The 24,831-nt window shown below is 72.4% G+C and carries 21 protein-coding genes; 8 read left to right on the top strand and 13 right to left on the bottom strand.

Annotation, left to right across the window (positions count from 1 at the left end):
- Positions 1-46: 46 nt before the first annotated feature.
- The 4 genes from Asi02nite_RS02340 to ettA form a co-directional block, all read right to left on the bottom strand.
- Positions 47-637, bottom strand: a complete 591-nt coding sequence (locus Asi02nite_RS02340) for a type III secretion system chaperone family protein (RefSeq protein ID WP_203710421.1) — start codon at positions 635-637, stop codon at positions 47-49.
- Between the two features lie 129 nt (positions 638-766).
- Positions 767-1,426, bottom strand: a complete 660-nt coding sequence (locus tag Asi02nite_RS02335) for a DUF8185 domain-containing protein (protein WP_203710420.1) — start codon at positions 1,424-1,426, stop codon at positions 767-769.
- The gene (locus Asi02nite_RS02330) at positions 1,423-1,830 is read right to left on the bottom strand and encodes an acyl-CoA thioesterase (protein WP_373312112.1); all 408 of its coding nucleotides are present in this window, start codon (positions 1,828-1,830) and stop codon (positions 1,423-1,425) included. Before Asi02nite_RS02330 ends, Asi02nite_RS02335 begins: the two co-directional genes overlap by 4 nt.
- A gap of 4 nt (positions 1,831-1,834) precedes the next feature.
- Positions 1,835-3,511 (bottom strand): energy-dependent translational throttle protein EttA, encoded by a 1,677-nt coding sequence (ettA, locus tag Asi02nite_RS02325; protein WP_203710419.1) that lies wholly within the window; start codon positions 3,509-3,511, stop codon positions 1,835-1,837.
- A 150-nt stretch (positions 3,512-3,661) separates the two neighbouring features.
- Here ettA and Asi02nite_RS02320 point away from each other — a divergent pair, with 150 nt between their 5' ends.
- Both Asi02nite_RS02320 and Asi02nite_RS02315 read left to right on the top strand, forming a co-directional pair.
- On the top strand, positions 3,662-3,946 hold the full coding sequence (locus Asi02nite_RS02320; RefSeq protein WP_203710418.1) for a hypothetical protein: 285 nt from the start codon (positions 3,662-3,664) through the stop codon (positions 3,944-3,946).
- Positions 3,939-4,328 carry a hypothetical protein gene (locus Asi02nite_RS02315; protein WP_203710417.1) on the top strand — a complete coding sequence of 130 codons (390 nt, stop codon included), beginning with the start codon at positions 3,939-3,941 and terminating at the stop codon, positions 4,326-4,328. The genes Asi02nite_RS02320 and Asi02nite_RS02315 overlap by 8 nt, the downstream gene beginning before the upstream one ends.
- On the opposite strand, the gene Asi02nite_RS02310 is transcribed toward Asi02nite_RS02315, so the two are convergent.
- Positions 4,325-4,873 carry a hypothetical protein gene (locus Asi02nite_RS02310; RefSeq protein WP_203710416.1) on the bottom strand — a complete coding sequence of 183 codons (549 nt, stop codon included), beginning with the start codon at positions 4,871-4,873 and terminating at the stop codon, positions 4,325-4,327. The two genes, Asi02nite_RS02315 and Asi02nite_RS02310, sit on opposite strands and share 4 nt — an antisense overlap.
- Before the next feature lie 156 nt (positions 4,874-5,029).
- Between Asi02nite_RS02310 and Asi02nite_RS02305 the strand changes: the two genes are divergently transcribed.
- Positions 5,030-6,433, top strand: a complete 1,404-nt coding sequence (locus tag Asi02nite_RS02305) for an alpha,alpha-trehalose-phosphate synthase (UDP-forming) (RefSeq protein ID WP_203710415.1) — start codon at positions 5,030-5,032, stop codon at positions 6,431-6,433.
- Positions 6,430-8,997: a trehalose-phosphatase gene (gene otsB, locus Asi02nite_RS02300; protein ID WP_203710414.1), complete on the top strand. Its 2,568-nt coding sequence runs from the start codon at positions 6,430-6,432 to the stop codon at positions 8,995-8,997. Before Asi02nite_RS02305 ends, otsB begins: the two co-directional genes overlap by 4 nt.
- Here the strand turns inward: otsB and cobA are convergent.
- From cobA to Asi02nite_RS02285, 3 genes are read right to left on the bottom strand one after another with little or no spacing between them, the layout of a single operon-like run.
- The gene (gene cobA / locus Asi02nite_RS02295; protein ID WP_203710413.1) at positions 8,994-10,220 is read right to left on the bottom strand and encodes a uroporphyrinogen-III C-methyltransferase; all 1,227 of its coding nucleotides are present in this window, start codon (positions 10,218-10,220) and stop codon (positions 8,994-8,996) included. The genes otsB and cobA overlap by 4 nt on opposite strands.
- Positions 10,217-11,311, bottom strand: coding sequence for a nicotinate-nucleotide--dimethylbenzimidazole phosphoribosyltransferase (cobT, locus tag Asi02nite_RS02290; RefSeq protein WP_203710412.1), 1,095 nt, complete (start codon positions 11,309-11,311; stop codon positions 10,217-10,219). Before cobT ends, cobA begins: the two co-directional genes overlap by 4 nt.
- 52 nt (positions 11,312-11,363) lie before the next feature.
- Entirely contained in the window at positions 11,364-13,520 is a 2,157-nt protein-coding gene (locus Asi02nite_RS02285; RefSeq protein WP_203710411.1) for a transglycosylase domain-containing protein, read from the bottom strand.
- 103 nt (positions 13,521-13,623) lie between these two features.
- On the opposite strand from Asi02nite_RS02285, the gene cobC reads away from it, so the two are divergent.
- Complete coding sequence (gene cobC / locus Asi02nite_RS02280) at positions 13,624-14,664, top strand: Rv2231c family histidinol phosphate aminotransferase CobC (RefSeq protein WP_239126422.1); 1,041 nt, start codon at positions 13,624-13,626, stop codon at positions 14,662-14,664.
- Positions 14,665-15,172: 508 nt separating this feature from the next.
- On the opposite strand, the gene Asi02nite_RS02275 is transcribed toward cobC, so the two are convergent.
- The gene (locus Asi02nite_RS02275) at positions 15,173-15,625 is read right to left on the bottom strand and encodes a protein-tyrosine phosphatase family protein (RefSeq protein ID WP_203710409.1); all 453 of its coding nucleotides are present in this window, start codon (positions 15,623-15,625) and stop codon (positions 15,173-15,175) included.
- Between the two features lie 93 nt (positions 15,626-15,718).
- Here Asi02nite_RS02275 and Asi02nite_RS02270 point away from each other — a divergent pair, with 93 nt between their 5' ends.
- Positions 15,719-16,369, top strand: a complete 651-nt coding sequence (locus Asi02nite_RS02270; protein WP_239126413.1) for a pyridoxine/pyridoxamine 5'-phosphate oxidase — start codon at positions 15,719-15,721, stop codon at positions 16,367-16,369.
- Positions 16,370-16,799: 430 nt separating this feature from the next.
- On the opposite strand, the gene Asi02nite_RS02265 is transcribed toward Asi02nite_RS02270, so the two are convergent.
- The 3 genes from Asi02nite_RS02265 to Asi02nite_RS02255 form a co-directional block, all read right to left on the bottom strand.
- Positions 16,800-18,161, bottom strand: coding sequence for an APC family permease (locus Asi02nite_RS02265; protein WP_203710407.1), 1,362 nt, complete (start codon positions 18,159-18,161; stop codon positions 16,800-16,802).
- A gap of 37 nt (positions 18,162-18,198) precedes the next feature.
- Positions 18,199-18,819 (bottom strand): hypothetical protein, encoded by a 621-nt coding sequence (locus tag Asi02nite_RS41375; RefSeq protein ID WP_239126412.1) that lies wholly within the window; start codon positions 18,817-18,819, stop codon positions 18,199-18,201.
- A gap of 72 nt (positions 18,820-18,891) precedes the next feature.
- Positions 18,892-19,701 (bottom strand): SURF1 family cytochrome oxidase biogenesis protein, encoded by an 810-nt coding sequence (locus tag Asi02nite_RS02255; protein WP_203710406.1) that lies wholly within the window; start codon positions 19,699-19,701, stop codon positions 18,892-18,894.
- Between the two features lie 143 nt (positions 19,702-19,844).
- Between Asi02nite_RS02255 and Asi02nite_RS02250 the strand changes: the two genes are divergently transcribed.
- Together Asi02nite_RS02250 and Asi02nite_RS02245 are read left to right on the top strand one after the other, a co-directional pair.
- A complete protein-coding gene (locus Asi02nite_RS02250) occupies positions 19,845-22,382 on the top strand; it encodes a cobyrinic acid a,c-diamide synthase CobB (protein WP_203710405.1) in 2,538 nt (845 codons plus the stop codon).
- Positions 22,379-22,948 (top strand): GNAT family N-acetyltransferase, encoded by a 570-nt coding sequence (locus Asi02nite_RS02245; protein ID WP_203710404.1) that lies wholly within the window; start codon positions 22,379-22,381, stop codon positions 22,946-22,948. Before Asi02nite_RS02250 ends, Asi02nite_RS02245 begins: the two co-directional genes overlap by 4 nt.
- 15 nt (positions 22,949-22,963) lie before the next feature.
- Here Asi02nite_RS02245 and Asi02nite_RS02240 read toward each other — a convergent pair whose 3' ends face one another.
- Complete coding sequence (locus Asi02nite_RS02240; protein ID WP_203710403.1) at positions 22,964-24,520, bottom strand: ATP-dependent DNA ligase; 1,557 nt, start codon at positions 24,518-24,520, stop codon at positions 22,964-22,966.
- Between the last annotated feature and the right edge of the window lie 311 nt (positions 24,521-24,831).

Below are 24,831 nucleotides of genomic sequence, written 5' to 3'. Positions count from 1 at the left end.
AACCTCGTCGTTGAACCGGATTCGCGCCTTAGACCGGATCCTCGCTTTAGAGGAGTGCGCCTTCGTCGTGGAGCCAGTCGACGAACGTGCTGGAGACCGCGGCGCCGCAGTCGAGCATCTCGACGATCAGCGCGTCGTGCGCGCCGGCGCCGAGTGGCACCTGGATCTCCGCGTAGATGGGTAGCTGGCCGCGTTCCGTCGGGTCGCCCACGTAGGCCTTGCAGAAGCGGCGCGTGTGGTTCCACTCGTTGACGACGCGGTAGGCGCGGTCGGCCCAGTCCGGCGGGACCGTCGAGTGTGGACGGGCGCGGATCACCAGGATCTCGTCTTCCGGGCCCTCCAGCGTGAACAGCACCGCGTGGCGTTCCCACATCGCCAGCAGGCTGCCGTCGCCGTCGGCGAGGTAGCGGATGTCGAGCAGGTCGAGGGCCTCGCCGAGGCGGGGCAGGCTCACCGGCTCGACCGTGGCGGGCTTGTCGGGCGTTTCGCGCGGCACGGCGAGGACGGCCAGCGGATCGAGGACTACGGCGTTGGGATCGCGTTGCGGCGGCACTCCCAATCGGACGTTGCCGTCCTCCGCCCGAAGCTCGGACTCAACCCCACCGGCGTGGCCGGGACGCCATGACCACCAAGGCATCGCTCGCGCACCTCACTCCCCAGCGAATCCGTCCGCGTACGTTGCGTGGGACCCGGGGTGACGGTACCCGGAAGGCTCGCGGAGGGCATCCCCCCAACGGCAGGCCGGACCCGAATGGCCAGCCTCAGATCATCCGAAAGTACGAGTCGATGTCGGTTTTAGGGAGAATTGCTGAGCGGGCGGTAACCACGCGACCCCGTACGGTGCAGCGAGGCCTGTCCATCTCCCGGATACCCGGACATCGATGGCACGGCCTTGATCGGTGTCGGGAGGCCCCAGAAAACCCATTCGGACGACGGCCTGGATCAACCGTTGCGACACATCCACGGTCGCCTGTTCGGCACTGACCACGATGGGCACATGGTCGAGCAGCGCGTCCCGCAGCGCCCGCTGGCCGACCGCCCGGCCGCCGACGCCCTCCCGCGTCGCGGTGCGCAGCGTGCCGGCCGCGGCGGCGGCGACCCGACGGATCTCGACCGCCGGCACCGACTCGACCACGCGCTCGCCGGCGGCGGGCGGCAGCGGCCAGCGCCAGTCCCGGTCGCGCCGCGGCGGCAGGTTGGCGCCGCCGCGGGCGACCTCCTCGAACAGGGCCGCGGCGGACACCGTCGCGTCGACGCCGGCGCCACCGGCCACGGACCGGCCGACCAGCACGCCCCACGGCAGCGGCGCCCAGAGCTGCGTGTGACCGTCACCGGGGCGCAGGCGGACCACCGTGGCCGCGTCGAGCCGGATCAGCCGGCTCAGGAACGCGCCGACGTCCGCGCGGGAGGTCAGGCCGTGGGTCATGGCCGCGCGAGGTACGGCTCGAAGAACGCCCGTTCGCCGGGTGAGAGCCGGCGGGGCCGCGCGGCGGTGAGGTCGTAGGGCACGCACACGGACTTCGCCCGGCTGGCGACCACGCCGTCGTCGAACAGCTCGTAGGCCACCACGAACCGGGACGGCCGCAGCTCGTCGATCCACATCTCGATGCGGACCGTGTCGCCGTAGTCGACCGGCCGGAGGTAGTCGACCTCGTGCCGGGCGATGACCACACCCTCCTCCAGGCTGGTCAGCCCCTGCTTGCGGGCCTCCGTGAACATCAGCGCAACGCGCGCCTCCTCGTAGAGCGTGAGGAAGCGCGCGTTGTTGACGTGCCCGTAGACGTCCATGTCGGACCATCGCAGGGCGGCCTCGTAGCCGAACCTGGCCACGACGTCAGTCGCGGGTCAGCTTGCGGTACGTCACCCGGTGCGGCCGGGCGGCCTCGACGCCGAGCCGGTCGACCTTGTTCTTCTCGTACGCCTCGAAGTTGCCCTCGAACCAGAACCACTTCGACGGGTTCTCCTCGTCGCCCTCCCAGGCCAGGATGTGCGTCGCCACGCGGTCGAGGAACATCCGGTCGTGGGAGATGACCACGGCGCAGCCGGGGAACTCCAGCAGCGCGTTCTCCAGCGAGGAGAGCGTCTCGACGTCGAGGTCGTTGGTCGGCTCGTCGAGCAGGATCACGTTGCCGCCGATCTTCAGCGTCAGCGCGAGGTTGAGCCGGTTGCGCTCACCGCCCGACAGCACCTTGGTCGGCTTCTGCTGGTCGGGGCCCTTGAAACCGAAGGCCGCCACGTACGCGCGGCTGGGCATCTCGACCTTGCCGACCATCAGGTGGTCGAGCCCGTCGGAGACGATCTCCCACACGGTCTTGTCGCCGTTGAGGCCCTCGCGGTTCTGGTCGACGTAGGACAGCGACACCGTCTCGCCGACCTTCACCGAGCCGTCGGTCGGCTGCTCCAGGCCCACGATGGTCTTGAACAGCGTGGTCTTGCCGACGCCGTTCGGGCCGATGATGCCGACGATGCCGTTGCGGGGCAGCGAGAACGACAGGTTCTCGATCAGCGTACGGTCGCCGAAACCCTTGGTCAGCTTGTCGGCCTCGATCACCGTGTTGCCCAGGCGCGGGCCCGGCGGGATCTGGATCTCCTCGAAGTCGAGCTTGCGGGTCTTCTCGGCCTCGGTGGCCATCTCCTCGTAGCGGTCGAGCCGGGCGCGCGACTTGGTTTGCCGCGCCTTGGCGTTGGACCGCACCCACTCGAGCTCCTCGGAGAGGCGCTTCTTCATCTTGGCGTCCTTGCGGCCCTCGACCGCCAGACGCGCCGCCTTCTTCTCGAGGTAGGTCGAGTAGTTGCCCTCGTAGCCGATCGCGCGACCGCGGTCGAGCTCGAGGATCCACCCGGCGACGTTGTCGAGGAAGTACCGGTCGTGGGTGATCGCCAGGACGGTGCCGGCGTACTTGGCCAGGTGCTGCTCCAGCCACTGCACGCTCTCGGCGTCGAGGTGGTTGGTGGGCTCGTCGAGCAGCAGCAGGTCGGGCGCCTCGAGGAGCAGCTTGCACAGCGCCACGCGGCGCCGCTCACCACCGGAGAGGGTGGTCACGTCGGCGTCCGGCGGCGGGCAGCGCAGTGCGTCCATGGCGAGCTCGAGGGCGGAGTCGATGTCCCACGCGTCGGCGTGGTCGAGTTCCTCCTGGAGCTTGCCCATCTCCTCCATCAGCTCGTCGGAGTAGTCGGTCGCCATCTGCTCGGCGATCTTGTTGAACCGCTCGAGCTTGCTCTTGGTCTCGGCGACCGCCTCTTCGATGTTGCCGAGCACGGTCTTCGCGTCGTTCAGCGGCGGCTCCTGCGCGAGCATGCCGACGGTGTAGCCCGGCATCAGCCGCGCCTCGCCGTTGCTCGTCTTGTCGAGCCCAGCCATGATCTTGAGCAGGCTCGACTTACCGGCGCCGTTGGGACCGACGACCCCGATCTTGGCGCCCGGCAGGAAACTGAGCGTCACGTTGTCGAGCACGACCTTGTCGCCGTGCGCCTTACGCGCCTTTTCCAGGACGTAGATGTACTGGGCCACGGTGCGGCCTACCTCCGAGTAATGGTCGATACCGGCAGAACGCCGTCGTCAATCCTGACAGGTTGCCCCGCGAACGCCCACATCACCCCAGCAAAAGCCGGCACACGACAAGGGTAGCCACTACAAGTATGAACGCTTTAGCATCAGGGTATGACGCGGAAAATCACGATCAGCGTTCCGGACGACATCGCCGAGCGCCTCGACCGCGAGAAGAACGTGTCCGCGTTCGTGGCCGGCTCCCTGCGGCGCACGATCGAGGCAGAGCGCACCCGGAAGGTCCTGTCCCAGTTGGGGTTCGATCTTTCCGAGGAAGGCATGGCCGAAGCACGGGCGCGTCACCGGAAGGCCATGGCATCCGTCACGCCCGAGATGAGCACCGAAGCACTACGACTGATCGCGGAGGCTTCGCGCGGGCGGCTGCCCTCGCGTGGCTGAAGACGCGGGGCTCGTCCTCGACACCCCGGCACTGACCGCCTACAGCCGCGGACTTCCGCTGGTCGGAGAGCAGATCGCCGACATGGCCGACCGAAGCCAACGGGTGCTGGTGCCGGCACTCTGCCTGGCCATCGCCTATCGAGACGCGGCGAGCGAGGCCTGGCCCATGATCGACATCCTCGTCGACCTGCCGCACGTTCAGGTCTCGCCGATGGAGGGCGACATGTGCGCGGTGATGGGCGGGTGGTCTCGCACGGTGAGCATGGACCTCGCCCAAGCGATGATCGAGTCCGCCACGCACGCGACGGTGCCCATCCTCACCGACCGCCGAAAACAGATCACGACGATCCTGGCCAAGGAGTGGCCGATCATCGATCTCTAGTTCGGGCGGCGTTCGGCGACCGGGAACGTGGACTCGTTGCCGTTGGTGGTCTGGGTCAGGCGGTAGGGCGTGACGCTGTAGGTGGTCGTGCCCTCGTCCGTGCGGTTGGTCGCCAGGTAGCCGCCGCCCGTTTCCTCCACCGTCGTCAGGAACAGGGCGTTCTTGCCCTCCTCGAACGGGCCGTCAGCCGGGCCCACATAGCCCTGGTAGAACAGCGTGCCCGCGGTGTCGCGGCAGATCCAGACCTGACGATCATCGTCGGTACGGATGAAGAGGATCTCCACCAGGCCACCGGGTGAGCCGGTCGCCTCGGCCGACGCCTCGGTCGCCGCCGGGCACGACTCGCGTACCGGCTGCTCCGGTTCCTGCTCCTGCTCCTGTGACTCTCCTGACCCTGAGCCGCCTCCCGCGGCGGCCGCGCGGTCGTCGGACACCCGTTGGCCATAGAGCCAGCCGGCCGTCGCGCCACCGGCCGTGAGCAGCAACAACGTCACGAAAAAGAGCAGCAGGACCCGCCCGCGTGGTTTCGGCCCCGGTGTCGACACGCCTACGAGCCTGTCATCCAACAGCAACCGAACGGAAGGATCATTACCTCGGGGTACGGGTATCCCGTCCATCGGGGTCAGCCAGGCCCGTAAGCGCCGCAACGCCACGCAGGTAGGCTCGACGGCGGACCCGTGATCACCGGAGGTGTGCGGAGAGTGACGGTTCGTAGCTCTTTTGTCGTTGTAGCGAACCGGCTACCGGTTGACGAGGTCACCACCGATGAGGGGCGGCAATGGCGGCGCAGCCCGGGCGGGCTGGTGACGGCGTTGCATCCGGTGCTGGCGGAGCACAAGGGCACCTGGGTCGGCTGGGCCGGTGGGGCCAGTGAGACCGCGCCGGAGCCGTTCGACCTCGAAGGCATCCACATCCACCCGGTGCCGCTGACCGCGACCGACCTCGAGCGCTACTACGAGGGCATGTCCAACGCCACCATCTGGCCGCTCTACCACGACGCGGTCGAGACGCCGGTGTTCAAGCGCCGCTGGCGGGAGTCGTACCGGCAGGTCAACGCCCGGTTCGCGGAGGCGGCCGCGGAGGTCGCCGCCGAGGGCGCGACGGTCTGGGTCCAGGACTACCAGCTCCAGCTCGTGCCCGCGATGCTGCGCGAGCGCCGGCCCGACCTGAAGATCGGCTTCTTCCTGCACATCCCGTTCCCGCCGATCGAGCTGTTCATGCAGATGCCGTTCCGGGCCGAGATCCTGCGCGGCCTGCTCGGCGCCGACCTGATCGGCTTCCAGCAGCGGCTGGCGGCGCAGAACTTCGTACGGCTGGCGCGGCACCTGCTGGGTCTGCGCTACGAGGGCCAGGTCATCGACGTCGACGGCCGCCCGGTCAAGGCCGGCGCCTTCCCCATCTCGATCGACGTGGCCGAGATGGAGCGGATGGCCGCCGACCCGGCGGTGCAGAACCGGGCCAAGCAGATCCGCGCCGAGCTGGGCGACCCGAAGACCGTGATCCTCGGGGTCGACCGGCTCGACTACACCAAGGGCATCGAGCTGCGCCTCAAGGCGTTCCGGGAGCTGCTCTCCGACGGCAAGCTCTCCGTGCCGGAAGCGGTGATGGTGCAGGTCGCCACGCCGAGCCGGGAGCGGGTCGAGCACTACCAGACCCTGCGGGTCAAGGTCGAGCGCGAGGTCGGCCGGATCAACGGGGAGTTCGGTCGCGTCGGCGTTCCGGCCGTCCACTACCTTCACCAGTCGTACAGTCGCACCGAGTTGGCCGCGCTCTATTGCGCGGCCGACGTCATGATGGTGACCCCGCTGCGAGACGGGATGAATTTGGTGGCGAAGGAATACGTGGCGGCGCGTGCCGACACGGGTGGGGCGCTGGTCCTGAGCGAGTTCGCGGGTGCCGCGACAGAGCTCCGGCAGTCGTTCCTGTGTAACCCGCACGACCCTGACGGAGTCAAGGAGGCGCTGCTGCGCGCGGTGCACGTCGAGCATCCGGAGGCCCGGCGCCGCATGCGGCTCATGCAGCGGCACCTCCGCACACATGACGTCGGCCACTGGGCCCGGTCGTTCCTCAACGAGCTGGGTGTGCCCGACGTGGAGGTCGCGTGACCAACCTGATCGAGGTCGATCAGAAGGCCGCCGGCCAGATCGACCCGGAGCTGCGCGCGGCCATCGGCCGGATCGCGCGGGTTCCGCACCTGCTCATCGCGTGTGACTACGACGGCACGCTGGCGCCGATCGTGGCCGACCCCACGCAGGCCGTGCCCCTGCCCGAGAGCGTGGCGGCGGTGCGTGCCCTCGCGGCCCTGCCGCAGACCACCGTGGCGGTCGTGTCCGGGCGTGCCCTGCGCGACCTGGCCACGCTGTCCCGGCTGCCGAGCGAGGTGCACCTCGTCGGCAGCCACGGCTCCGAGTTCGACATCGGCTTCGTCGAGCGGCTGACGCCCGAGCTGGTCGAGGTCCGCACCCGGCTGCAGGTCGAGCTGCGCGAGATCGTGACAGGCAAGCCGGGCGTACGCCTGGAGAACAAGCCGGCCAGCGTGGCCGTCCACTACCGCACGGCGGAACGGGACGTGGCCGACGAGGTCAAGGCCCGGGTGGCGGACGGGCCGGCGACCTGGCGGGAGGTGACGGTCACCCACGGCAAGGAGGTGATCGAGCTCTCCGTCGTGCCGACCCACAAGGGCACCGCGGTGCACCAGCTGCGCACCTCCATGTCGGCCAGCGCCGTGCTGTTCATCGGCGACGACATCACCGACGAGAACGCGTTCGCGACCCTGACCGGCCCCGACGTCGGGGTGAAGATCGGCGACGGCGAGACGAAGGCCGGTCACCGGGTCAGCGAGCCGATCGACGCCGCCCGGCTGCTCGGCCTGCTGCTGGCGACCCGGCAGCACTGGCTGTTCGGCGAGCGGGCGGTGCCGATCGAGCGGCACTCGATGCTCTCCAACGGCGAGACCGTGGCGCTGCTCACCCCGGAGGCCAAGGTCACCTGGCTGTGCCACCCGCGGCCGGACTCGGCGGCGATCTTCGCCGACCTGCTCGGCGGCAGCCCGGCCGGGCACCTCGCGGTGGCCCCGGAGCGCGGCGGCCTGCCGCTCGGGCAGCGCTACCGGCCCGGCACGATGACCGTGGAGACCCGCTGGTCGGGCCTGACCGTCACCGACTGGATCGACCGCGCGGGCGGCGACTCCGCCCTGGTGCGCCGGCTGACCGGCTCGGCCCGCGTCGACCTCGAGTTCGCCCCACGACCCGAGTTCGGCCAGGTGCAGGTGCGGCTCCAGGCGCTCGGCGACGGGCTGCTGGTGCTCGGCTCCAACGAGCCGGTCGCGCTCTACTCCCCCGGCGTCGCCTGGGAGATCACCGAGGACGGCGGGTACGACACGGCGCGCGCGAGCGTCGACCTGACCGCGCTCGGCGGCGAGCAACTGCTGGAGCTGCGGTTCGGCACGCACAGCCTGCAGGCCCACGAGGTGACCGCGGCGGAACGCCAGGAGGCGGCCGAGGAACCCTGGAAGCACTGGGTCCGCTCGCTGCGGCTGCCGCCCGAGGGCCGCGAGCTGGTGGCCCGCAGCGCGCTGACGCTCAAGGGCCTGGCCCACGAGCCGACGGGCGCGATCCTGGCGGCCGCGACGACCTCGCTGCCCGAGGAGCTGGGCGGGGTCCGCAACTGGGACTACCGCTACTGCTGGCTGCGGGACGCGGCGATGACCGCCCGGGCGCTGGTCGACCTCGGCTCGCTGGACGAGGCCGAGGGCTTCCTGCGCTGGGTCGACGGCTGCGTCGAGCGCACCGGCGGCCACCCGGAGCGGCTGCACCCGCTCTACACGGTCGAGGGCTACGAGCTGGGCGCCGAGGCGGTCATCGACACGCTGCCGGGCTACGCCGGGTCCCGCCCGGTGCGGGTCGGCAACCTCGCCAACCACCAGCTCCAGCTCGACGTGTTCGGCCCGATCGCCGACCTGCTGGCCGCCGTCGCGGACGCCCGCGGCGCGGTGCGCGAGGAGGAGTGGCGGGTCCTGGAGGCGATGGTGCAGGCGGTCGAGCGCCGCTGGCACGAGCCCGATCACGGCCTCTGGGAGGCCCGGCTCCAGCCGCGCCACCACGTCTACTCCAAGGTCATGTGCTGGATGACCGTCGACCGGGCGCTGCACGTCGTGCGCAAGCACGCCGGCCAGGACCGGCCCGACTGGGTCGGCCTGCGGGACCGGATCGCGCACAACGTGCTCGAGCACGGCTGGCACGAGCAGGCCGGTGCCTACACCGTGGCGTACGGCGACGAGGAGATGGACGCGTCGTCGCTCTGGATCGGCCTGTCGGGCCTGCTCCCGGACGACGACCCGCGTTTCCTCTCGACCGTGCTCAAGGTCGAGGCCGACCTGCGCAGCGGCCCGGTCGTCTACCGGTACCGCTGGGACGACGGCCTGCCCGGCCGCGAGGGCGGCTTCCACATCTGCACGTCCTGGCTGGTGGAGGCCTACCTGCGCACCGGGCGCCGGGCCGACGCCGAGGAGCTGTTCGAGCAGATGGTCGCGACGGCGGGGCCGACGGGACTGCTGCCCGAGCAGTACGACCCGCTGGCCGAGCGCGGGCTGGGCAACCACCCGCAGGCCTACAGCCACCTCGGCCTGATCCGCTGCGCCCTGCTGCTGTCGGGGCTGGTCAAGCCCTAGCGTTTGAGGGCGCGCACCACGCTTCCGACGACGACGATCGCGGGAGGCCGGATTCCGGCCTCCCGCACCGTTTCCGCCAACTCGGCGAGCGGGGCTTCCACGACGCGCTCGTTGGCGGTGGTGCCCTCCTGGATGACCGCGGCCGGGCTGCCGGCGTCGCGGCCGTGGGTGAGCAGCGCGGCGGTGATGGCGGCCAGGTTCTTCAGGCCCATCAGCACGACGAGCGTGCCGTGCGTCGCCGCCAGCGCCGGCCAGTTGACCAGCGACTCCGGGTCGTCCGGGGCGAGGTGACCCGAGACCACCGTGAACTCGTGCGCGACGCCGCGGTGGGTGACCGGGACGCTGGCGCCGCCGGGGACGGCGATCGCGCTCGTCACGCCGGGTACGACCGTGACCGGCACGCCGGCCTCCGCGCAGGCGATGACCTCCTCGCCGCCGCGCCCGAAGACGAACGGGTCGCCGCCCTTGAGCCGGACGACCGCCTTACCCTGCCGCGCCCGGTCCACCAGGATCTGGTTGATCTCCTCCTGCGTGCGGGCCGGTCCGTACGGGTTCTTCGCCGCGTCGACGACCTCCGCGTCCGGGCGGATCTCGTCGAGGAGCAGCCCGGGCGCGAGCCGGTCGGCGACGACCACGTCGGCCTCGGCGAGCAGGCGGCGGCCCTTGACGGTGATCAGCTCGGGGTCGCCGGGGCCGGCGCCGACCAGGGCGACCCGGCCGCCTGGGTGGCTCTCGGGCGCGGTGGCGGCGGTGGCGCTGGCCGCCGCGCCGGTCCAGCCCGCCAGGAACGCGGCGATCGCGTCCCGGGTGGCCACCGCGCGGCGGGGGTCGCCGCCGCCCAGCACCGCGACGGTGACCGGGCCGCGGCGGGTCACCGCGGGGGTCCAGGCGGTCGCGGCCGTCCGGTCGTCGGCGCGGACGCAGAACACCCGGCGCTCCTCGGCGGCCGCCGAGACGGCCGCGGCCGCGGCGGGGTCGTCGACCGCGACCTGGACGAGCCAGGTGCCGTCCACGTCGGACTCCGCGAACCGGCGGCGCTCCCAGCGGATCCGGCCCGCGTCGGCGAGGCCGTGCAGGGTCGGGGTCAGCTCGGGCGAGACGACGGTGACGGCCGCGCCGGCCGACAGCAGGGCCGGGACCCGGCGGCTGGCCACCGCGCCGCCGCCGACGACCAGCACGGGCCGGCCGTCGAGGCGCAGCGCCAGGGGGTAGAGGTCGGTCATTTCTCGGCCACCCCGGCGGAGTCGAAGGTGGCGACGTCGTGCAGCACCCGGGCCGCGCTGGCCACGATGGGCCAGGCGAGCACCGCGCCGGTGCCCTCGCCGAGCCGCAGGCCGAGGTCGACCAGGGGCTCGAGGCCGAGGTGGCGCAGGGCGACCGACGCGCCGGGCTCGGCGGAGCGGTGGCCGGCGACCATGGCGCCGACCGCGTCGGGGGCCAGCGCCGCCGCGGCGAGCGCGGCCGAGTCGGCGATGACGCCGTCCAGGATCACGGGTACGCGCCGCGCGGCGCCGCCGAGCACGAAGCCCGCGAGGGCGGCGTGCTCAAGCCCGCCGACGGCGGCCAGCACGCCGACGGGGTCGCCCGGGTCGGGCCGGTGCAGGGCCAGGGCCCGCTGCACGATGCCCACCTTGCGGCCGTGGGTCTCGTCGTCGATGCCGGTGCCGCGGCCGGTCACGTCGGCCGCCGCGGCGCCGGTGAAGGCGGCGATCAGCGCGGCCGCGGGCGTGGTGTTGCCGATGCCCATGTCGCCGGTGACCAGGCAGCGGGCGCCGTTGTCGACGAGGTCGGCGGCGACCCGGATACCGGCTTCGACGGCCGCGACCGCCTCGTCGCGGGTCATGGCCGCCTCGACGCTCAGGTCGCCGGTGCCGCGCCGGACGTTGGCCCGCACGAGCCGCGGGCGCCTACTCCCGACAGCCGAGGCGGCGTCGGTTGGCGCGTCGGTGAGCAGCGGCGTGGCGACGCCCACGTCCACCACGACGACCTCGGCGCCCGTCTGCCGCGCGAACGCGTTGACCACGGCGCCCCCCGCCAGGAAGTTGGCGACCATCTGCGCCGTGACCTCCTGCGGCCACGGGCTGACCGCCTGGGCGTGCACGCCGTGGTCGCCCGCGAACACCGCGACCACCGCCGGCTCCGGCAGCGGAGGCGGGCTGGTGCCGGCGAGCCCCGCGAGGCGTACCCCCAGATCCTCCAGCGACCCCAACGAACCCGGCGGCTTGGTCAGGGTGGCCTGCCGCGCGTGCGCGGCGGCCATGGCTGCGGGGTCGAGCGGCCGGATCGCGGCCACGGTGTCGGCGAGGAGGCTCATTCCCCCATGATCCCGTGAGCCGCCGGTGGGGCCCCTTGCGGGGCCCCGTCGATCATCGGACGATCGCCGGTGACGGTGCGGTGAAGTCCTGGACCGGTTGGCCCTTCAACGAATCGCGCAGCGTCTGGGCCACCGAGTCGATCGGCTTCTGCGACTGCGCGTCTCCCACCGCGTTGAACGGGTTGTCGGGGTCAGCGATGAAGCTCGCGGCCGCCAACTCCTTGGTGAAGCCGACGAACCAGGCGGACCGGGTGCTGTCCGTCGTACCCGTCTTGCCGCCCACCGGGCGACCCACCGTCCCGGTCACGCTCGGCGCGGTCGACCACTCCTGGCAGGAACCGGTCTTCGCCTTGCCACCGGTCGGGCAGCGGGCCGCGTCGGCCGCCGCGCGGGCCACGTCCTGCGTGACCTCCTGGCGGCAGCGCGGCTTGGCCACGTCGACATGGTCGCCGTTGGGGTTGGTCCAGGTCGCCTGCGTACCGTCGGGGTTCTGGATCGAGGTCACCGGCATCGGCTCGCAGTAGACGCCGTCGGCGGCCACGGTGGCGTACGCGGTGGCCATCTCCAGCGGTGTCACGTCGGAGACGCCGAGGGTGAACGCGCCCCAGGTCTTCGAGCGCGGCGGCTTGGCCATCATCTGGTCGACGTCGGTGCGCCAGCGCAGACCCAGCCGCTCGGCCATCTGGACGGCCTTGTCGGCGCCGACGGCCTGCTCGAGTTGCACGAAGTACGTGTTGACGGACTTGCCGAAGCCCGACCACATCGCGTGCTTGCCGGTCATCGCGCCGGACGCGTTCGACGGGCACCAGCGGCCGCCGCAGGAGGCGGGCCCTTCGCCCGGATACTGCGAGACCAACTTCATCGGCGAGTTGTACGCGGTGGACAGCGGCATCCCGGCGTCCAGCGCGGCCAGCATGGTGAACATCTTGAACGTCGAACCCGCCTGGTAGCCCGGCATGTCACCGCCACCGAGCAGCGGCACCACCGTGTTCGGGTAGTTGCCCTTGATCTTCGACGACTTGGCCGGGTCGGAGTGCGATCCGTTCTTGCTCTGGTCCAGCGAGTAGACGCGGTTGACCGCCATCGACTTGACCAGTCCCGTGCCGGGCTGGATGACCACCAGGCCGTGCGCGAACTTGCTGGTGGACTTCTCCTTCTGCATCACGTTGCGCTCGGCGATGTCCTGGATGCTCGGGTCCAGCGACGTGACGATCTTGTAGCCACCGCGGCGCAGGTTGTCCTCGCGCTGCGAGGCGTTGTCGCCGAACGCCGGCTGCTCCATCCACCAGAGCTTGAGGTAGTCACAGAAGAAGCCCCAGCTGTTGAGGTTCTTCGGCACCGAGACGCAGTCGTTGGCCGGCGTGCTCAGGTTGAGCGCGATCGGCAGCGACTTGGAGGCCGCGTTGTCCTGCGGGCTCAGGTAGCCCATCTTCTGCATGTTGTCGAGCACGTAGTTGCGCCGGGCGGTCGCCGCGAGCTTGTCCTGCGTCGCCGGGTCGTACTCGGTGGGCGCCTTGACCAGGCCCGCGAGCGTGGCGGCCTCGATCAGCGTCAGGTCCTTGGGCGACTTGGAGAAGAACACCTCGGAGGCGGCGTAGATGCCGTACGCGCGGTGTCCGAAGTAGGCCGAGTTGAGGTAGCGCTCGAGGATCTCCTGCTTCGTGTACTTCTTCTCGACCGCGAGCGCGAGCCGCATCTCGCGCAGCTTGCGGGTGCTGGTCTGCTCGGTGGCCTCCTGCACCTCGAGCGGCGTCGTGGCGCCGTCGCGCTGGGCCATCCGGACGTACTGCATCGTCAGCGTCGAGGCGCCCTGCTGGACGCCCTCGCTCTGGTGGTTGGCGACGAACGCGCGCGCGATGCCCTTGGGGTCGACGCCGTTGTGCTCGTAGAAGCGCTGGTCCTCGGACGCCACGATGGCCTGCTGGATGTACGGCGACATCTGGGAGATGGGCACGTACTTGCGATGCTCCTCGTAGAACATGGTCAGCAGGGTCTTGCCGTCGGCGGCGTACACGTAGCTCGTCTGCGCCGGCGGTTTGACCGAGAGTTCGCTCGGCATGGCGTTGAACGCCTCGGCACCCTTCTTCGCGCCGAGACCACCGACGGCGACCAGCGGATAGGCGACCGCCGCCACGACGACACCGGCGATGAGCCCGGCCCGCAGCAACGGAGCGAACCGGCTGGTCGTGGAGAGGGCGCGCTTAATCACCACCCCAAGTTAGGACATAAAGGGATATGTCCGTAGTTGAAAGTGAACAACGTCTACGTCTCACGTTCCCCTTGGTCAAGATCCATTTCGCGTGGGTACGGTCGTGCGCGTGCTCTTGGGACATCACGGTGACGCCGAGGTGGGGCCGGGTCTGGTCGACCTGGCGGTCAACGTCCGCCAGGCCCCGCTGCCGCCCTGGCTGTCGGACCCGGTGACGGCGTCACTCTCGACGCTGGCGGCCTACCCGGACGGCGCGACGGCCCGCGCGGCGGTGGCGGCCCGCCACGGCCTGCCCCCGTCCTCGGTCCTGCTGACGGCCGGTGCGGCGCAGGCGTTCGTGCTGATCGCCCAGGCGTTCCGCGCAGCCACGCACCCGGTGGTGGTGCACCCACAGTTCACGGAGCCGGAAGCGGCGCTGCTGGCGGCCGGCCACCGGGTGACGCGGGTGCTGCTGCCACCGCCGTACACGCTGGATCCGACGTTGGTCCCCCCGTCGGCGGACCTGGTCTTCGTGGGCAACCCGACGAACCCGACCTCGGTGCTGCACCCGTCGTCGGCGCTGGCCGACATGGCCCGCCCGGGCCGCATCCTGGTGGTCGACGAGGCGTTCGCCGACACGACCCTGGGCCCGTCCGGCGAGCCGGAACCGGAGTCCCTCGCCCACCGCACGGACGTGCCCGGTCTGATCGTCCTGCGCAGCCTGACGAAGACCTGGGCGCTGGCGGGCCTCCGCATCGGCTACGCCCTGGCGGCCCCGGACGTGATCGCCCGTTTGGCGGCGGTGCAACCACTCTGGCCGGTCTCGACACCAGCCCTCGCGGCCGCGGCGGCCTGCGCAACCCCGGTGGCGGTGGCGGCGGAGGCGGAGATCGCCCACTCGCTGGCGGCGGACCGCGCCCACCTGGTCTCCCGCCTGGCGGAGATCCCGACCGTGACGATCGCGGCGGTGCCGCAGAGCTCGTTCGTCCTGCTCCAGATCCCCGGCGCGGACAAGATCCGCCTGACTCTCCGCGCCGCGGGCTTCGCCACTCGGCGCGGCGACACGTTCCCGGGCCTCGGCCCGGACTTCATCCGGATCGCCGTCCGCGACCCGGCGACAACGGACGCGTTCGTCGAGGCCCTGAAAGCAGCGATCCCCGGCTGACGCGCGTGCACAGGCCCGGCACCCCGCACCCGGGGCGAGCTCCCACAGCGTTCGCATCTCGCGCCGACCGTCCGGCCGGTCACGCGCGAGCTCGATGGCCGCAAGGCCACCGCCGGCCCGTGTTTTCGCGCCCTCCCGGCTCCCGGTGGTGCCAGGTCACGCTTCGCACGGCCCTACCAACGCCCTCGCGGACCGGTGCCGGCCCGGCCAGCTCAAGCGGGCCGCGGTGCCCCGAGACGGACATCCCTCCGCTATCAGCGGCCATGCTCGGCGCGGATCGACAACCGACTTCTATCGGCCCGTCCGGGGGCAAGCGCTCGGCGGTCATCAGCCAAGCCCAGTAGGCCGCCGCCCCGAAACCGATCACGTATCCGTCCGCCGCACAGGGCCGATGCTTACGCGGACCGACCCCGGCTCCCATCCGCGATTTCTGTGGGCAAGCCGCGCCCGGAGCCCTTCGAGTTGGCGCTGCATCACCTGGGCCAACTTGGTGCCGCCACCGGCTCTGTCAGTTCAGGTCCGGCGGGCCCGGGGCCGCGAAGCGGGTCACGAAGCGTTTCTGCCAGGGGGTCTCGACCGCGCGGCGGTCGTAGTTGGCGCGGACGTAGGCCACCGCTTCCGCCGCCGGGATCCCGTCGATGATCGCCAGGCACGCCAGCGCCGTGCCGGTGCGGCCGCGGCCGCCGCGGCAGGCGAGCTCGACCCGTTCCGTGGCCGCTCTTTCCCAGGCCTCGTGCAGGGCCTGGCCGGCGTCGGCGGGGTCGCTCGGCAGCCACAGGTCAGGCCAGCGGACCCAGCGGCTTTCCCAGGCCGCCAGCGACCACGGCTTGCCGAGCAGGTAGATCCCGAAGGTCGGCGGCGGGCCCAGCGGGTACGCCCGTAGGAGACCGCGCCCGCGGACCAGGCGGCCCGAAGGCAGCCTCAGCACGCCGGGGCCGGCGGGATCCCACGAGTCGATCATGAGCCCACCATAATGGCCGGGTGGCCGGCCGAGGTTGATTCGACCGTTTTACGACATCAGCCCGACCGGGCGCCCGGGTGGCAGGATCGGGCGGTGAGCATTCGTGATCTTCTGCGTGGCCAGCCTGTGTTCGCCCGACCGCTGCCGTCGTTCGTACCCGATGAGACCCCTGACCATCCCGACGCCCTGTTCGTCGCCTGGCTCGGGGAGGCCATCGCCGCGGGGGTGGTGGAGCCGCACGCGATGACGCTCAGCACGGTCGACGCCGACGGCCTGCCGGATGCGCGCGTGCTCATCCTCAAGGACGTCGACGACCGCGGCTGGCAGTTCGCGACCAGCGCCACCAGCGCGAAGGGACGGCAGATCGCCGCGCGCCCGGCCGCCGCGCTCGGCTTCTACTGGCGGGAGCAGGGACGGCAGGTGCGCGTCCGGGGCACGGTCGCCGCGCTCGACCCACAAACCTCGGCCGACGACTTCCGCGCCCGGCCGGACGACTCCCGGGTGGCCAGCCTCGCCAGCACGCAGAGCGAGGTGCTGCCCGACCCGGCCGATCTGGAGCGCGCCCTGACGGCGTCCGCCGCGACCATTGCCGCGGACCCGGACACGCCATCCCCGGACCACACGGTGTACGCGGTGACGCCAGTCGCGGTCGAGTTCTGGCAGGGCGACGCGACCCGCCGCCACGTACGCCTGCGCTACCGCCGCGACGGCGACGTCTGGCAGAAGGAACTGCTCTGGCCCTGAGCAGCACCGTCGATGCGCATGGGGGTCGGCAGTCGACAGCGCGCCCACCGACCCGCCGCGACACGCCTGGGCGCCCCGCCCCCGCGGCGGTCGAAGCGCGTCGCGTCGACAACCACCCCGCGCCCACCAATCCGCCGGCGACACGTCCAGGCGCCCGCCCCCGCAGCCGTCGAGGCGCGTCGCCAATCGACACCGCACCCACCAACCCCCGCCGCACGCACCGACGCGCGTCGTGTCGACAGCTCACCCCACGCCGAAGGCGATACACGCCAGTTGGCCCCCGGTACGCCGCAGGCGACAGCGGGGCGTTGGTGAACAGCGGATCCACGCGCACACCCGCTGCGGCCGAGCCCCCAAGCAACCCGACGCCCGCGGCACCGTCGGCGGGCGTCGGCCCGTGCCCTGACGCCCGCCGCACCGCGGGCCGGCTCTAGGAGCGCGCCTCCGAGCGGCGCATGAAGGCCCAGTTGATCCCCCACAGCACCACGCCACCCAGCAACAGCCACAGCGCCAGCACGTAGATCGACGCCTCGCGGACCATCGGGAGCAGGAAGATCAGCGAGACCAGCGCGCCCAGCACCAGGACCGCCGTCGGTGCGCGGAAGTGGGGGCGGTCCACCGGGTCGCGGCGTAGGTACAGGGCCGAGAGGTTGACCAGCAGGAAGACCGCGGTCAGGAGGAGGACCGTCGTGTCCGACAGGTCGCTCAGGTCGTCGACGAAGAAGAGCAGAATGATCGAGATCGCCGTCGTGAAGGCGATCGCCACCCACGGCGTCCGGCGCCGGCCCAGCCGGCCGAAGACGCCGGGGAGGACGTCGCGCCGGGCCATGCCGTACAGCAGCCTCGATGCCATCAGCATGTTGATCAGCATGGTGTTCGTGACCGCGATGATCGAGACGGCGGAGAAGATCTCCCCGACCGGCAGGTCGGGTGTGCCGAGCCGGACCACCTCGAGCAGCGGCGCGGTCGACTCCGTGAGCACGTCGAGCGGCACGGTCATCGCCGCCGTGAACGCGACCAGCAGATAGACGACACCGGCCAGCACCAGGCCGGTGATCATCGCGGGCGGGAACGAGCGGCTCGGCTCCGCGGTCTCCTCGGCCAGGTTGACCGAGTCCTCGAAGCCCAGGAACGCGTAGAACGCGGTCGCCGCGCCCGAGAGGATGCCGGTGACGACGCCGAAGCCCGTACCCGAGAACGTGAACGCCTGGCCCGGGTCGCCGTCGCCGCCGCCGAGCACGACGATGCCGACCGCGATGATGAACAGCAGGCCGGCGAGCTCGATGCAGGTGATCACGACGTTGACCCGGACCGACTCGGCCACGCCCCACAGGTTGACCGCCGCGACCAGCAGGATGGCCACGATTCCGATGAGGACCATCGGCGGGTTCTCGACCCCGAACAGGCCCGTGAAGTAGTCGCCGCCGATCCGGCTCGCCGCGAACGTCGCCGACGTGACGCCGGACGCCATGATCGCGAACGTCACCAGGAAGCTGAGGAACCGCAGCCGGAACGCCCGGTCGCAGTAGAGGGCGCCGCCCGCCGCCTGCGGATACTTCGTGACGAGCTCCATGTACGCGAACGCCGTCAGGAACGCCAGCGCGAACGCGACCAGGAACGACGCCCAGATGGCACCGCCGACGTCGGCGCCCACCGCGCCCGTCAGCGAGTAGATGCCCGCGCCGAGGATGTCGCCGATGATGAAGAACGTCAGCATCGGCCGCGAGATCACCCGCCGGAGACCCTCGTCGGCCGGCCGGGTCGGCTCCGTGATGCCCGTGTCGGTCGTCATGCGAGCCGCCATACCCAGTCGGCCGCTGTGGCATGCCTCACAACGCGGCGAGCGCCCGCACGTAGTTGACCTGCTGGTGCACGTAATGCACCTGCTGCTGGTCGGCGACCCCGATACGGGCGACGTACTGATGCCGGTCGTTGGTCACGACGACCTGCACGGTTCCGCTGTAGACGGTCTCCTTGACCAGCAGGAACAGCAGGCTGAACACGGTCAGCACGCAGAAACCGAAGATCGCCACGAGTACGGCCCACGTCGGCGTCTTCTGGGTCGTCTGCCAGAAGTCGTTGACCTGCCAGCTCGAGCCGGCGAGCGGGAACGTGCCCGCCGGCGTGTGCACGAGCTGGGACGTCACCCGGATCTCGCCGATCTGCGCCACGACGGTCCCATCACCCGGCGGGTACGGCCCGGCGGGGCTGGACTGCGCCACCGGCGGCACGCTCGTCGGATGCGGCGGCGCGCTGGTCTGGTGCGGCGGTGCGCTCGTCTGGTGCGGGGGCGCGCCGGCCGGCCCGGGCGGCGGCGCGTAGACCGGCCCCGGGTCGGAGGTCGGATCCGGCAGCGGACCGAGGTCGGGCGTCGACCAGGGATCGGTCGGCGGCGGGAACTGGCCCGGCGCACCCGCCCCGGGCAGCGGCAGGGTCGGCTCTGTGCCCATGACGCACCCCTTCGTCGTGGCAGCTCCTGTCGGCACCTTACTGCCCGATGCCCACGACCACCCGCCGCGACATCAGGCGCTGCTGGCCAGTTCCCGTTCCTGCGGCGGTGCCGTGCCGGCAGCTCTGGGCTTGCCGCGGGCCTCACGCCGGGCGGCCCACGCGAACGCGAACAGCGCCATCACCCCGAACAGCCACCACTGCACCGTGTAGCCGAGGTTGAGCCAGTCGTTCTCGTAGTTGGGCGGGACCGGGGAGAAGCCCGCGTCGGCCGCCGGCACCTGGGTGTCGAGCTGCACGAACGCGCCGCGGAGCGGGTAGGGCAGCTCGGCCGCGATCCGTGGCACCGAGACCCGGCGGGTCTCCAGCTTGCCCTCGGCGCGGTCGATCCCCGTGCCGCGGCTCTCGGACAGCTTGACGGCGCCCGTGACCGTGACCTGGCCGGTCGGGATCGGCGGGACCGTGGGCTGCGTGTAGGCGCCGCCGCCCGGCGCGGCCGGCACCCAGCCCAGGTCGACGAGGACCGCCGACCCGTCGGATAGTCGAAGCGGCGTGACGATCTCGAAGCCGACCTTGCTGTCGACGGTGCGGCCCCGGACCAGCACGACGTTGGCGGGGTCGTAGCGGCCGCTGGCCGTCACCCGCGTCCACTCGGCCGTGCGCTGCGGCCCCGGACCGGGCGTGCCCACGCTGCCACCCGGCGTGACGACGGAGTCGAGCGGCAGCGGCGTGGCGGTGCCGGTCACGTCGATCCGGTGGTTGACGTCCTTGCGCAGCTCGTAGCGACCGTGCTGCCAGTTGCCGAGCAGCACACACACCGTGGCGGCGACCAGCGCGAGCGCGAGGAAGCCCAGCCAGCGGGGGGTCAGCAGGAACCGGTACACGCCATGAGGCTACTGCGGGGGTACGACAGGGATTCCTGGCGGTCGCCGGACGTACGCCCTTCGTCGATGTGCCGTCGGCCTGATGTTGTCGGGCCCATTAGGTATCGTCGGACGGCTCGCCAATTTCCGCCGAGGAGTCGCCGATGTCCGCCGTGCCCCGGGTGGTGGTCAGCGCGCCGTCGTCCGGTCACGGCAAGACCGCGCTGGCGGTCGGGCTGCTGGCCGCGTTCGCCGGCCGCGGCCTGTCCGCGGTCGGCTTCAAGGTCGGCCCCGACCACACCGACGCCGCCTACCTCGGCGCCGCGGCCGGCACCCCCGGCCGCAACCTCGACCCGCGGCTGGTCGGCGCGCACCGGGTCGCGCCGCTGTTCGCGCACGCCGCCGAGGGCCACGACATCGCCGTCGTCGAGGGCACGATGGGCCTGTTCGACAGCCTCGCCGGCCGGGTCGAGACCGACTCCACCGCGGGCGTCGCCGCCGCCCTGCGGGCACCCGTGATCATGGTCGTCGACGTCGGCGCGATGGGCCAGTCGGTGGCCGCGCTCGTGCACGGCTTCCGCGCGTACGACGAGTTGACCTGGCTCGGGGGTGTGATCCTCAACCGGGTCGCCTCCGACCGCCACGAGCAGCTGCTCCGCGAGGCGCTCGACGACATCGGCGTGCCCGTCTACGGCGCCCTGCGCCGCCGCGACCTGCCGTCGACGCTCCCACCGCGGCATGAGGGCGTGGTCCCGGTGCTGCACCGCGAGGTCGAGGCGCTGCGCGGCATCCGCCGGCTCGGCGAGTCGGTCGCCGGCGCCGTCGACCTCGACGGCCTGCTCGGGCTGGCCCACTCCGCGCCCAACCTGTCCGTGACCCCATGGTCGCCGGCGAGCGAGCTGGCGGTCACCCCCGAGGACACGGCCGCCGTCATGGTCGGCCGCCGCCCGCTCGTCGCGCTTGCCGGCGGGCCAAGCCTGTCCTTCGCGTACGCGGAGACGCGCGAGCTGCTGGAGGCGGCCGGCGCCACGGTCGTGGCGGTCGACCCGCTCCGCGACGAGTTGCTGCCCGAGGGCACCGACGCGCTGGTCGTCGGGGGCGCCTTGCCCGAGGCGTACGCGGAGGAGCTGTCCGCCAACCGCCGCCTCTGCGCCGACGTGGCCGACCTGGCCCGCTCCGGCCGCCCGGTGATCGCCGAAGGCGCCGGTCTGCTCTGGCTCGCCCAGGCCTTCGACGGCCGCCCGATGTGCGGCGTGCTCGACGCGACCGGCACCACCGGCGACCAGATGATCGTCGGTTACCGCGACGCGACCGCCCGCTCGACGACCGCCGTGGCCGAGATCGGCGCCCGGGTGACCGGCTACAAGCAGCACCGCGGTGTGGTCAGCCCGCGGGCGTGCCAGACGCCGGCGTGGACGTGGAACGGCGGCACGCCGGAGGGCTTCGTCTGGCGGCGCGTCCACGCCTCACAGCTCAGCCTGCACTGGGCGGGCTTCCCCGAGATCGCGCGCCGGCTGGTGCTGGCGGCGCGGCCGGGCGACGGCCCCGCTCCGGGTGAGGGCGCGTGGGTGGCGGCGACGGGGGCCGTGCCGGCTGTCGGGCCGCGGCCGGCACTCGACTACGGCACCGGCCCCGCGGAGGCGCCGACCGAGACACACGGTTTCCCGGCGGCCGTTTCCGGCGGCGGGGCACCGCGGTTGCGGGCCGTGCAAGGTGGCGGCGAACCCGGCCTGCCGCCCGCATCCGGTCCACCGGCGTCGGGGCCGCCGCGGTTGCGGGTCGTGCCACCGGTCGCCGACGAGCATCAGACGGACGGGCGGGGCTTCCCGCCGACGGCCGAGCCGGCGACCGACGGTTTCGGTTTCGCGGGGGTTCCGGGTGCGCGACCCGGCGACGGCTACGCCTTCGTCGACGCGCCGGAGTCGCACCCCTGGACGGACGGCGAGTCGCCGGGGCGGGAGTTCGGGTTCTCGGTCGGCCGGGGTGGCATGCCGGCGGCGGGGAGCGGGTTCGGTCCGGCGGTGCCGGCGTCCAGCGTGCCGACGGCGGGCGGTCGCGGGCCCGAGCGCCCCGGTGGCTCCGCTCCGGACGGGGGTCGCGGGCCTGAGCCGTCCGGTGTGGGCCTGGCGGCCGGCGGCGGGCACGGGCCTGAGCAGTCGCGAAGCCGGCTTACGCCTGGCAGCGGACACGGGCCCGACCTGAGTGGGATCGGCCCTACCCCTGGCGGGGGCCGCGGGCCTGAGCCGTCTCGCCACACGCCGGGCAGTCGCGGACCCGAGCCCGCTGGGATCGGCCTCGCGCCAAGCGGCGGCGGCCCTGAGTCGTCTCGCCACGCGCCGGGCAGTCGCGGACCCGAACCCGCTGGGATCGGCCTCGCGCCAGGCGGCCGCGGGCCTGAGCCGCCCGGCACGGGCTCCGCGCCCGCCGGCGGGCATGGGCCCGAGCCGTTCCGGACCGGCCTGACGCCTGGCAGCGGGCCAGAACTGGGCGGCGGCCACGGGCCGTCGGGCGAGTGGGGCCGACCGATGCCGCTGGTCGGCGGCCCGGCCGTGCCCGGCCAGCCTGGGGAGCCGGCGCCGGGCTGGGCGGAAGCCGACGGGGCACTGGCCGCCGGCACGGCCGAGATGCCGGCGGTGCCGGGACGGCCGCCGCACGGGCCGGCCGCTGGACGGATGCGGGACGACGACGGGGGGATCGCGTGAGGGGCCAGCTACCGCTGCGGACGTTCCCGGAGCTGCGGGTTTCGACGCCGCGCCTGCACGTACGCCAGCTCTGTGAAGACGACGCCAAACCCGTCGCGGAGATCTTCGCCGACAAGCAGACCCAACGCTGGCTGCCGTTCCCGCGCGACTTCGGCCAGATCGACGGCACCGCGTGGTGCACGGAGATGGCGCAGGAGCGGCGCGACAGCGGGGCCGGCGACCACTACGGCGTCATCCGCCGCGAGGACGACCGGCTGGTCGGCTGCCTGTGGACCAAGCGCACCGACTGGGGCGCCAAGGTCACCGAGGTCTCGTACGCCGTCGCCGCCGAAGCCCGCGGTTTCGGTGTCGCGCCGGAGGCGATCGACGCGCTCGCGATCGCGCTGATCCTCGAGCACGGCTTCCAGCGCATCGAGGTGCGGGTGGCGCCGGGCAACACCGCGTCGCGCCGGGTGGCGGAGAAGGCGGGTTTCACCTACGAGGGCCTGCTGCGCAACGCCGGGTACGTCCACAGTGGTCGTGTCGACCTGGAGGTCTGGTCGTTCGTCGCGGCCGACCTGCGCTGAGGGTGTCGCCGCGGGTCACGGCGTGATCGGCCGCCCGGCGTGGATGGCGAGCACGGTGTCGATCGTGTCGGCCTCTTCGGCGCTCTTGTCGTCGCGGTACCGGATCACCCGCGCGAACCGCAACGCCACGCCGCCCGGGTACCGCGGGCTGGTCTGCACCCCGTCGAACGCGATCTCGACGACCTGCTCGGGCCGGACCCGGACGACCCAGTCACCCTTGTCGACCGCGATCTCCTGGAACCGCTCGGTCTGCCAACGCAGCAACTCGTCGGTCAACCCCTTGAAGGTCTTGCCGAGCATGACGAACCCACCGGTACGCAAATCCCGCGCGCCCAGGTGCAGGTTCGAGAGCCACCCGGTGCGCCGCCCACTCCCCCACTCGACGGCCAGCACGACCAGATCGAGCGTGTGCCGCGGCTTGACCTTGACCCAGGCGGCCCCCCGCCGCCCGGCGTCGTAGGCCGCCGTCGCCGACTTGATCACCACGCCCTCGTGCCCGGCGTCGAGCGCCCGGGCGTAGACGTCGTGCGCCTGCTCGGCCCCGTCGACCATGGTCCGCGGCACCCGCAGCGCCTCAGGTAGTGCCGCCTCGAGCGCGGCCCACCGCTCGACCCCCGGCGCGTCGAGCAGGTCGGCGCCGTCGATGTGCAACACGTCGAAGAAGTAGGGCGTGAGCGTCACACCGCTGTCGGTCGCCGGCCGCGGCGCGCCCCGCCGCGCCCCGCGCGTCGCCGCGCGACTCGCCGTCTCCTGGAAGGGCCGCGGCCGCCCGTCGGCGTCGAGCCCGATCGCCTCCCCGTCGAGCACGAGATCGCGGGCCGACAACGCCCGCACGGAATCGACCACCTCCGGCAGCCGCGACGTGATCTCGTCGAGGCTACGGGTGAAGACGGCCACGTCGTCGCCACTGCGATGCACCTGGATCCGGATGCCGTCGAGCTTCACGTCGACGGCGGCCGGCACACCGGTGGCGTCGAGCGCCTCGTCGACGCTGGGCGCGCTGGAGGCCAACATCGGGGCGAGCGGCCGCCCGACCTGCAACGCGAACTCGGCGAGGGCTTGAACCCCACCCTCGAGCGCAGCCACGGCGACCGTCTTGAGGTCACCCACGAGCAGCAGCGCCCGCCGCACGGCCGGCCCCGGCACGTCGGCGGCCCGCGCGATCGCGTCGGCGAGCAGGCCCTGCTGTGCCCCCTGCCGCAACTCACCGCTGAACAGCCCGCGCAACATCCGCTGCTCGTCGACGGTAGCGGCCGCGAACAGCGCCCCGAGCAACCCCCTGCGCCGGGCCTGCGACCCACTGCCACTGACGCCGGCGATCTCCGCGATGGCGGCATCGACCGCGCCGACGGTCAGACTGGCCCGCTCCGCCGGCGGCGGCAGGTCACGTAGCCCCGCGTAGCCGACCCCCGTCTGCCGCTGCCGCAACTCACCCGCGAGATAGGCCGACCCGGCCTCGACCTCACTGGGGTCGAGCGCCCGCAACGCGGCCGCGAGCAGATCGACCTTCGCGAGCCGCTTCGAGGTAGCCGTCACCGCCCCGGACGTCGCGGCCAAGTCTGCGAAGAGCATTTCCACATCCTGACACCTGGGTACGACAAGAGTCGGTCGCCGCCCGAGCCCACCCGCGGACCGCCGATTCGCCGTGGCCCGTCGACAGGCAGTAGCAACGGGCGGGTCACCGCCCGCACGTCGCACGCCGCGAAGCACCACCCGCCGTGTCACGACGCCGCCAGACCACCCCCGTGGCCCGCCTGCCAACCAGCCGCCAGCCAAGGCGCCGCGCGCTGCCCGCGACGCACAGCCGCGAAGCACCCGCCGCGCCACGACGTCGCCGGACAGCCCTACAGCGCGGCCTGTCGACCGGACGCTGTCCGCTGCCC

The sequence above is a fragment of the Asanoa siamensis genome, assembly GCF_016862555.1.
In the GTDB taxonomy this organism is placed as follows: Bacteria; Actinomycetota; Actinomycetes; order Mycobacteriales; family Micromonosporaceae; genus Asanoa; species Asanoa siamensis.
This window is presented reverse-complemented; position numbering and strand designations above follow the sequence as displayed.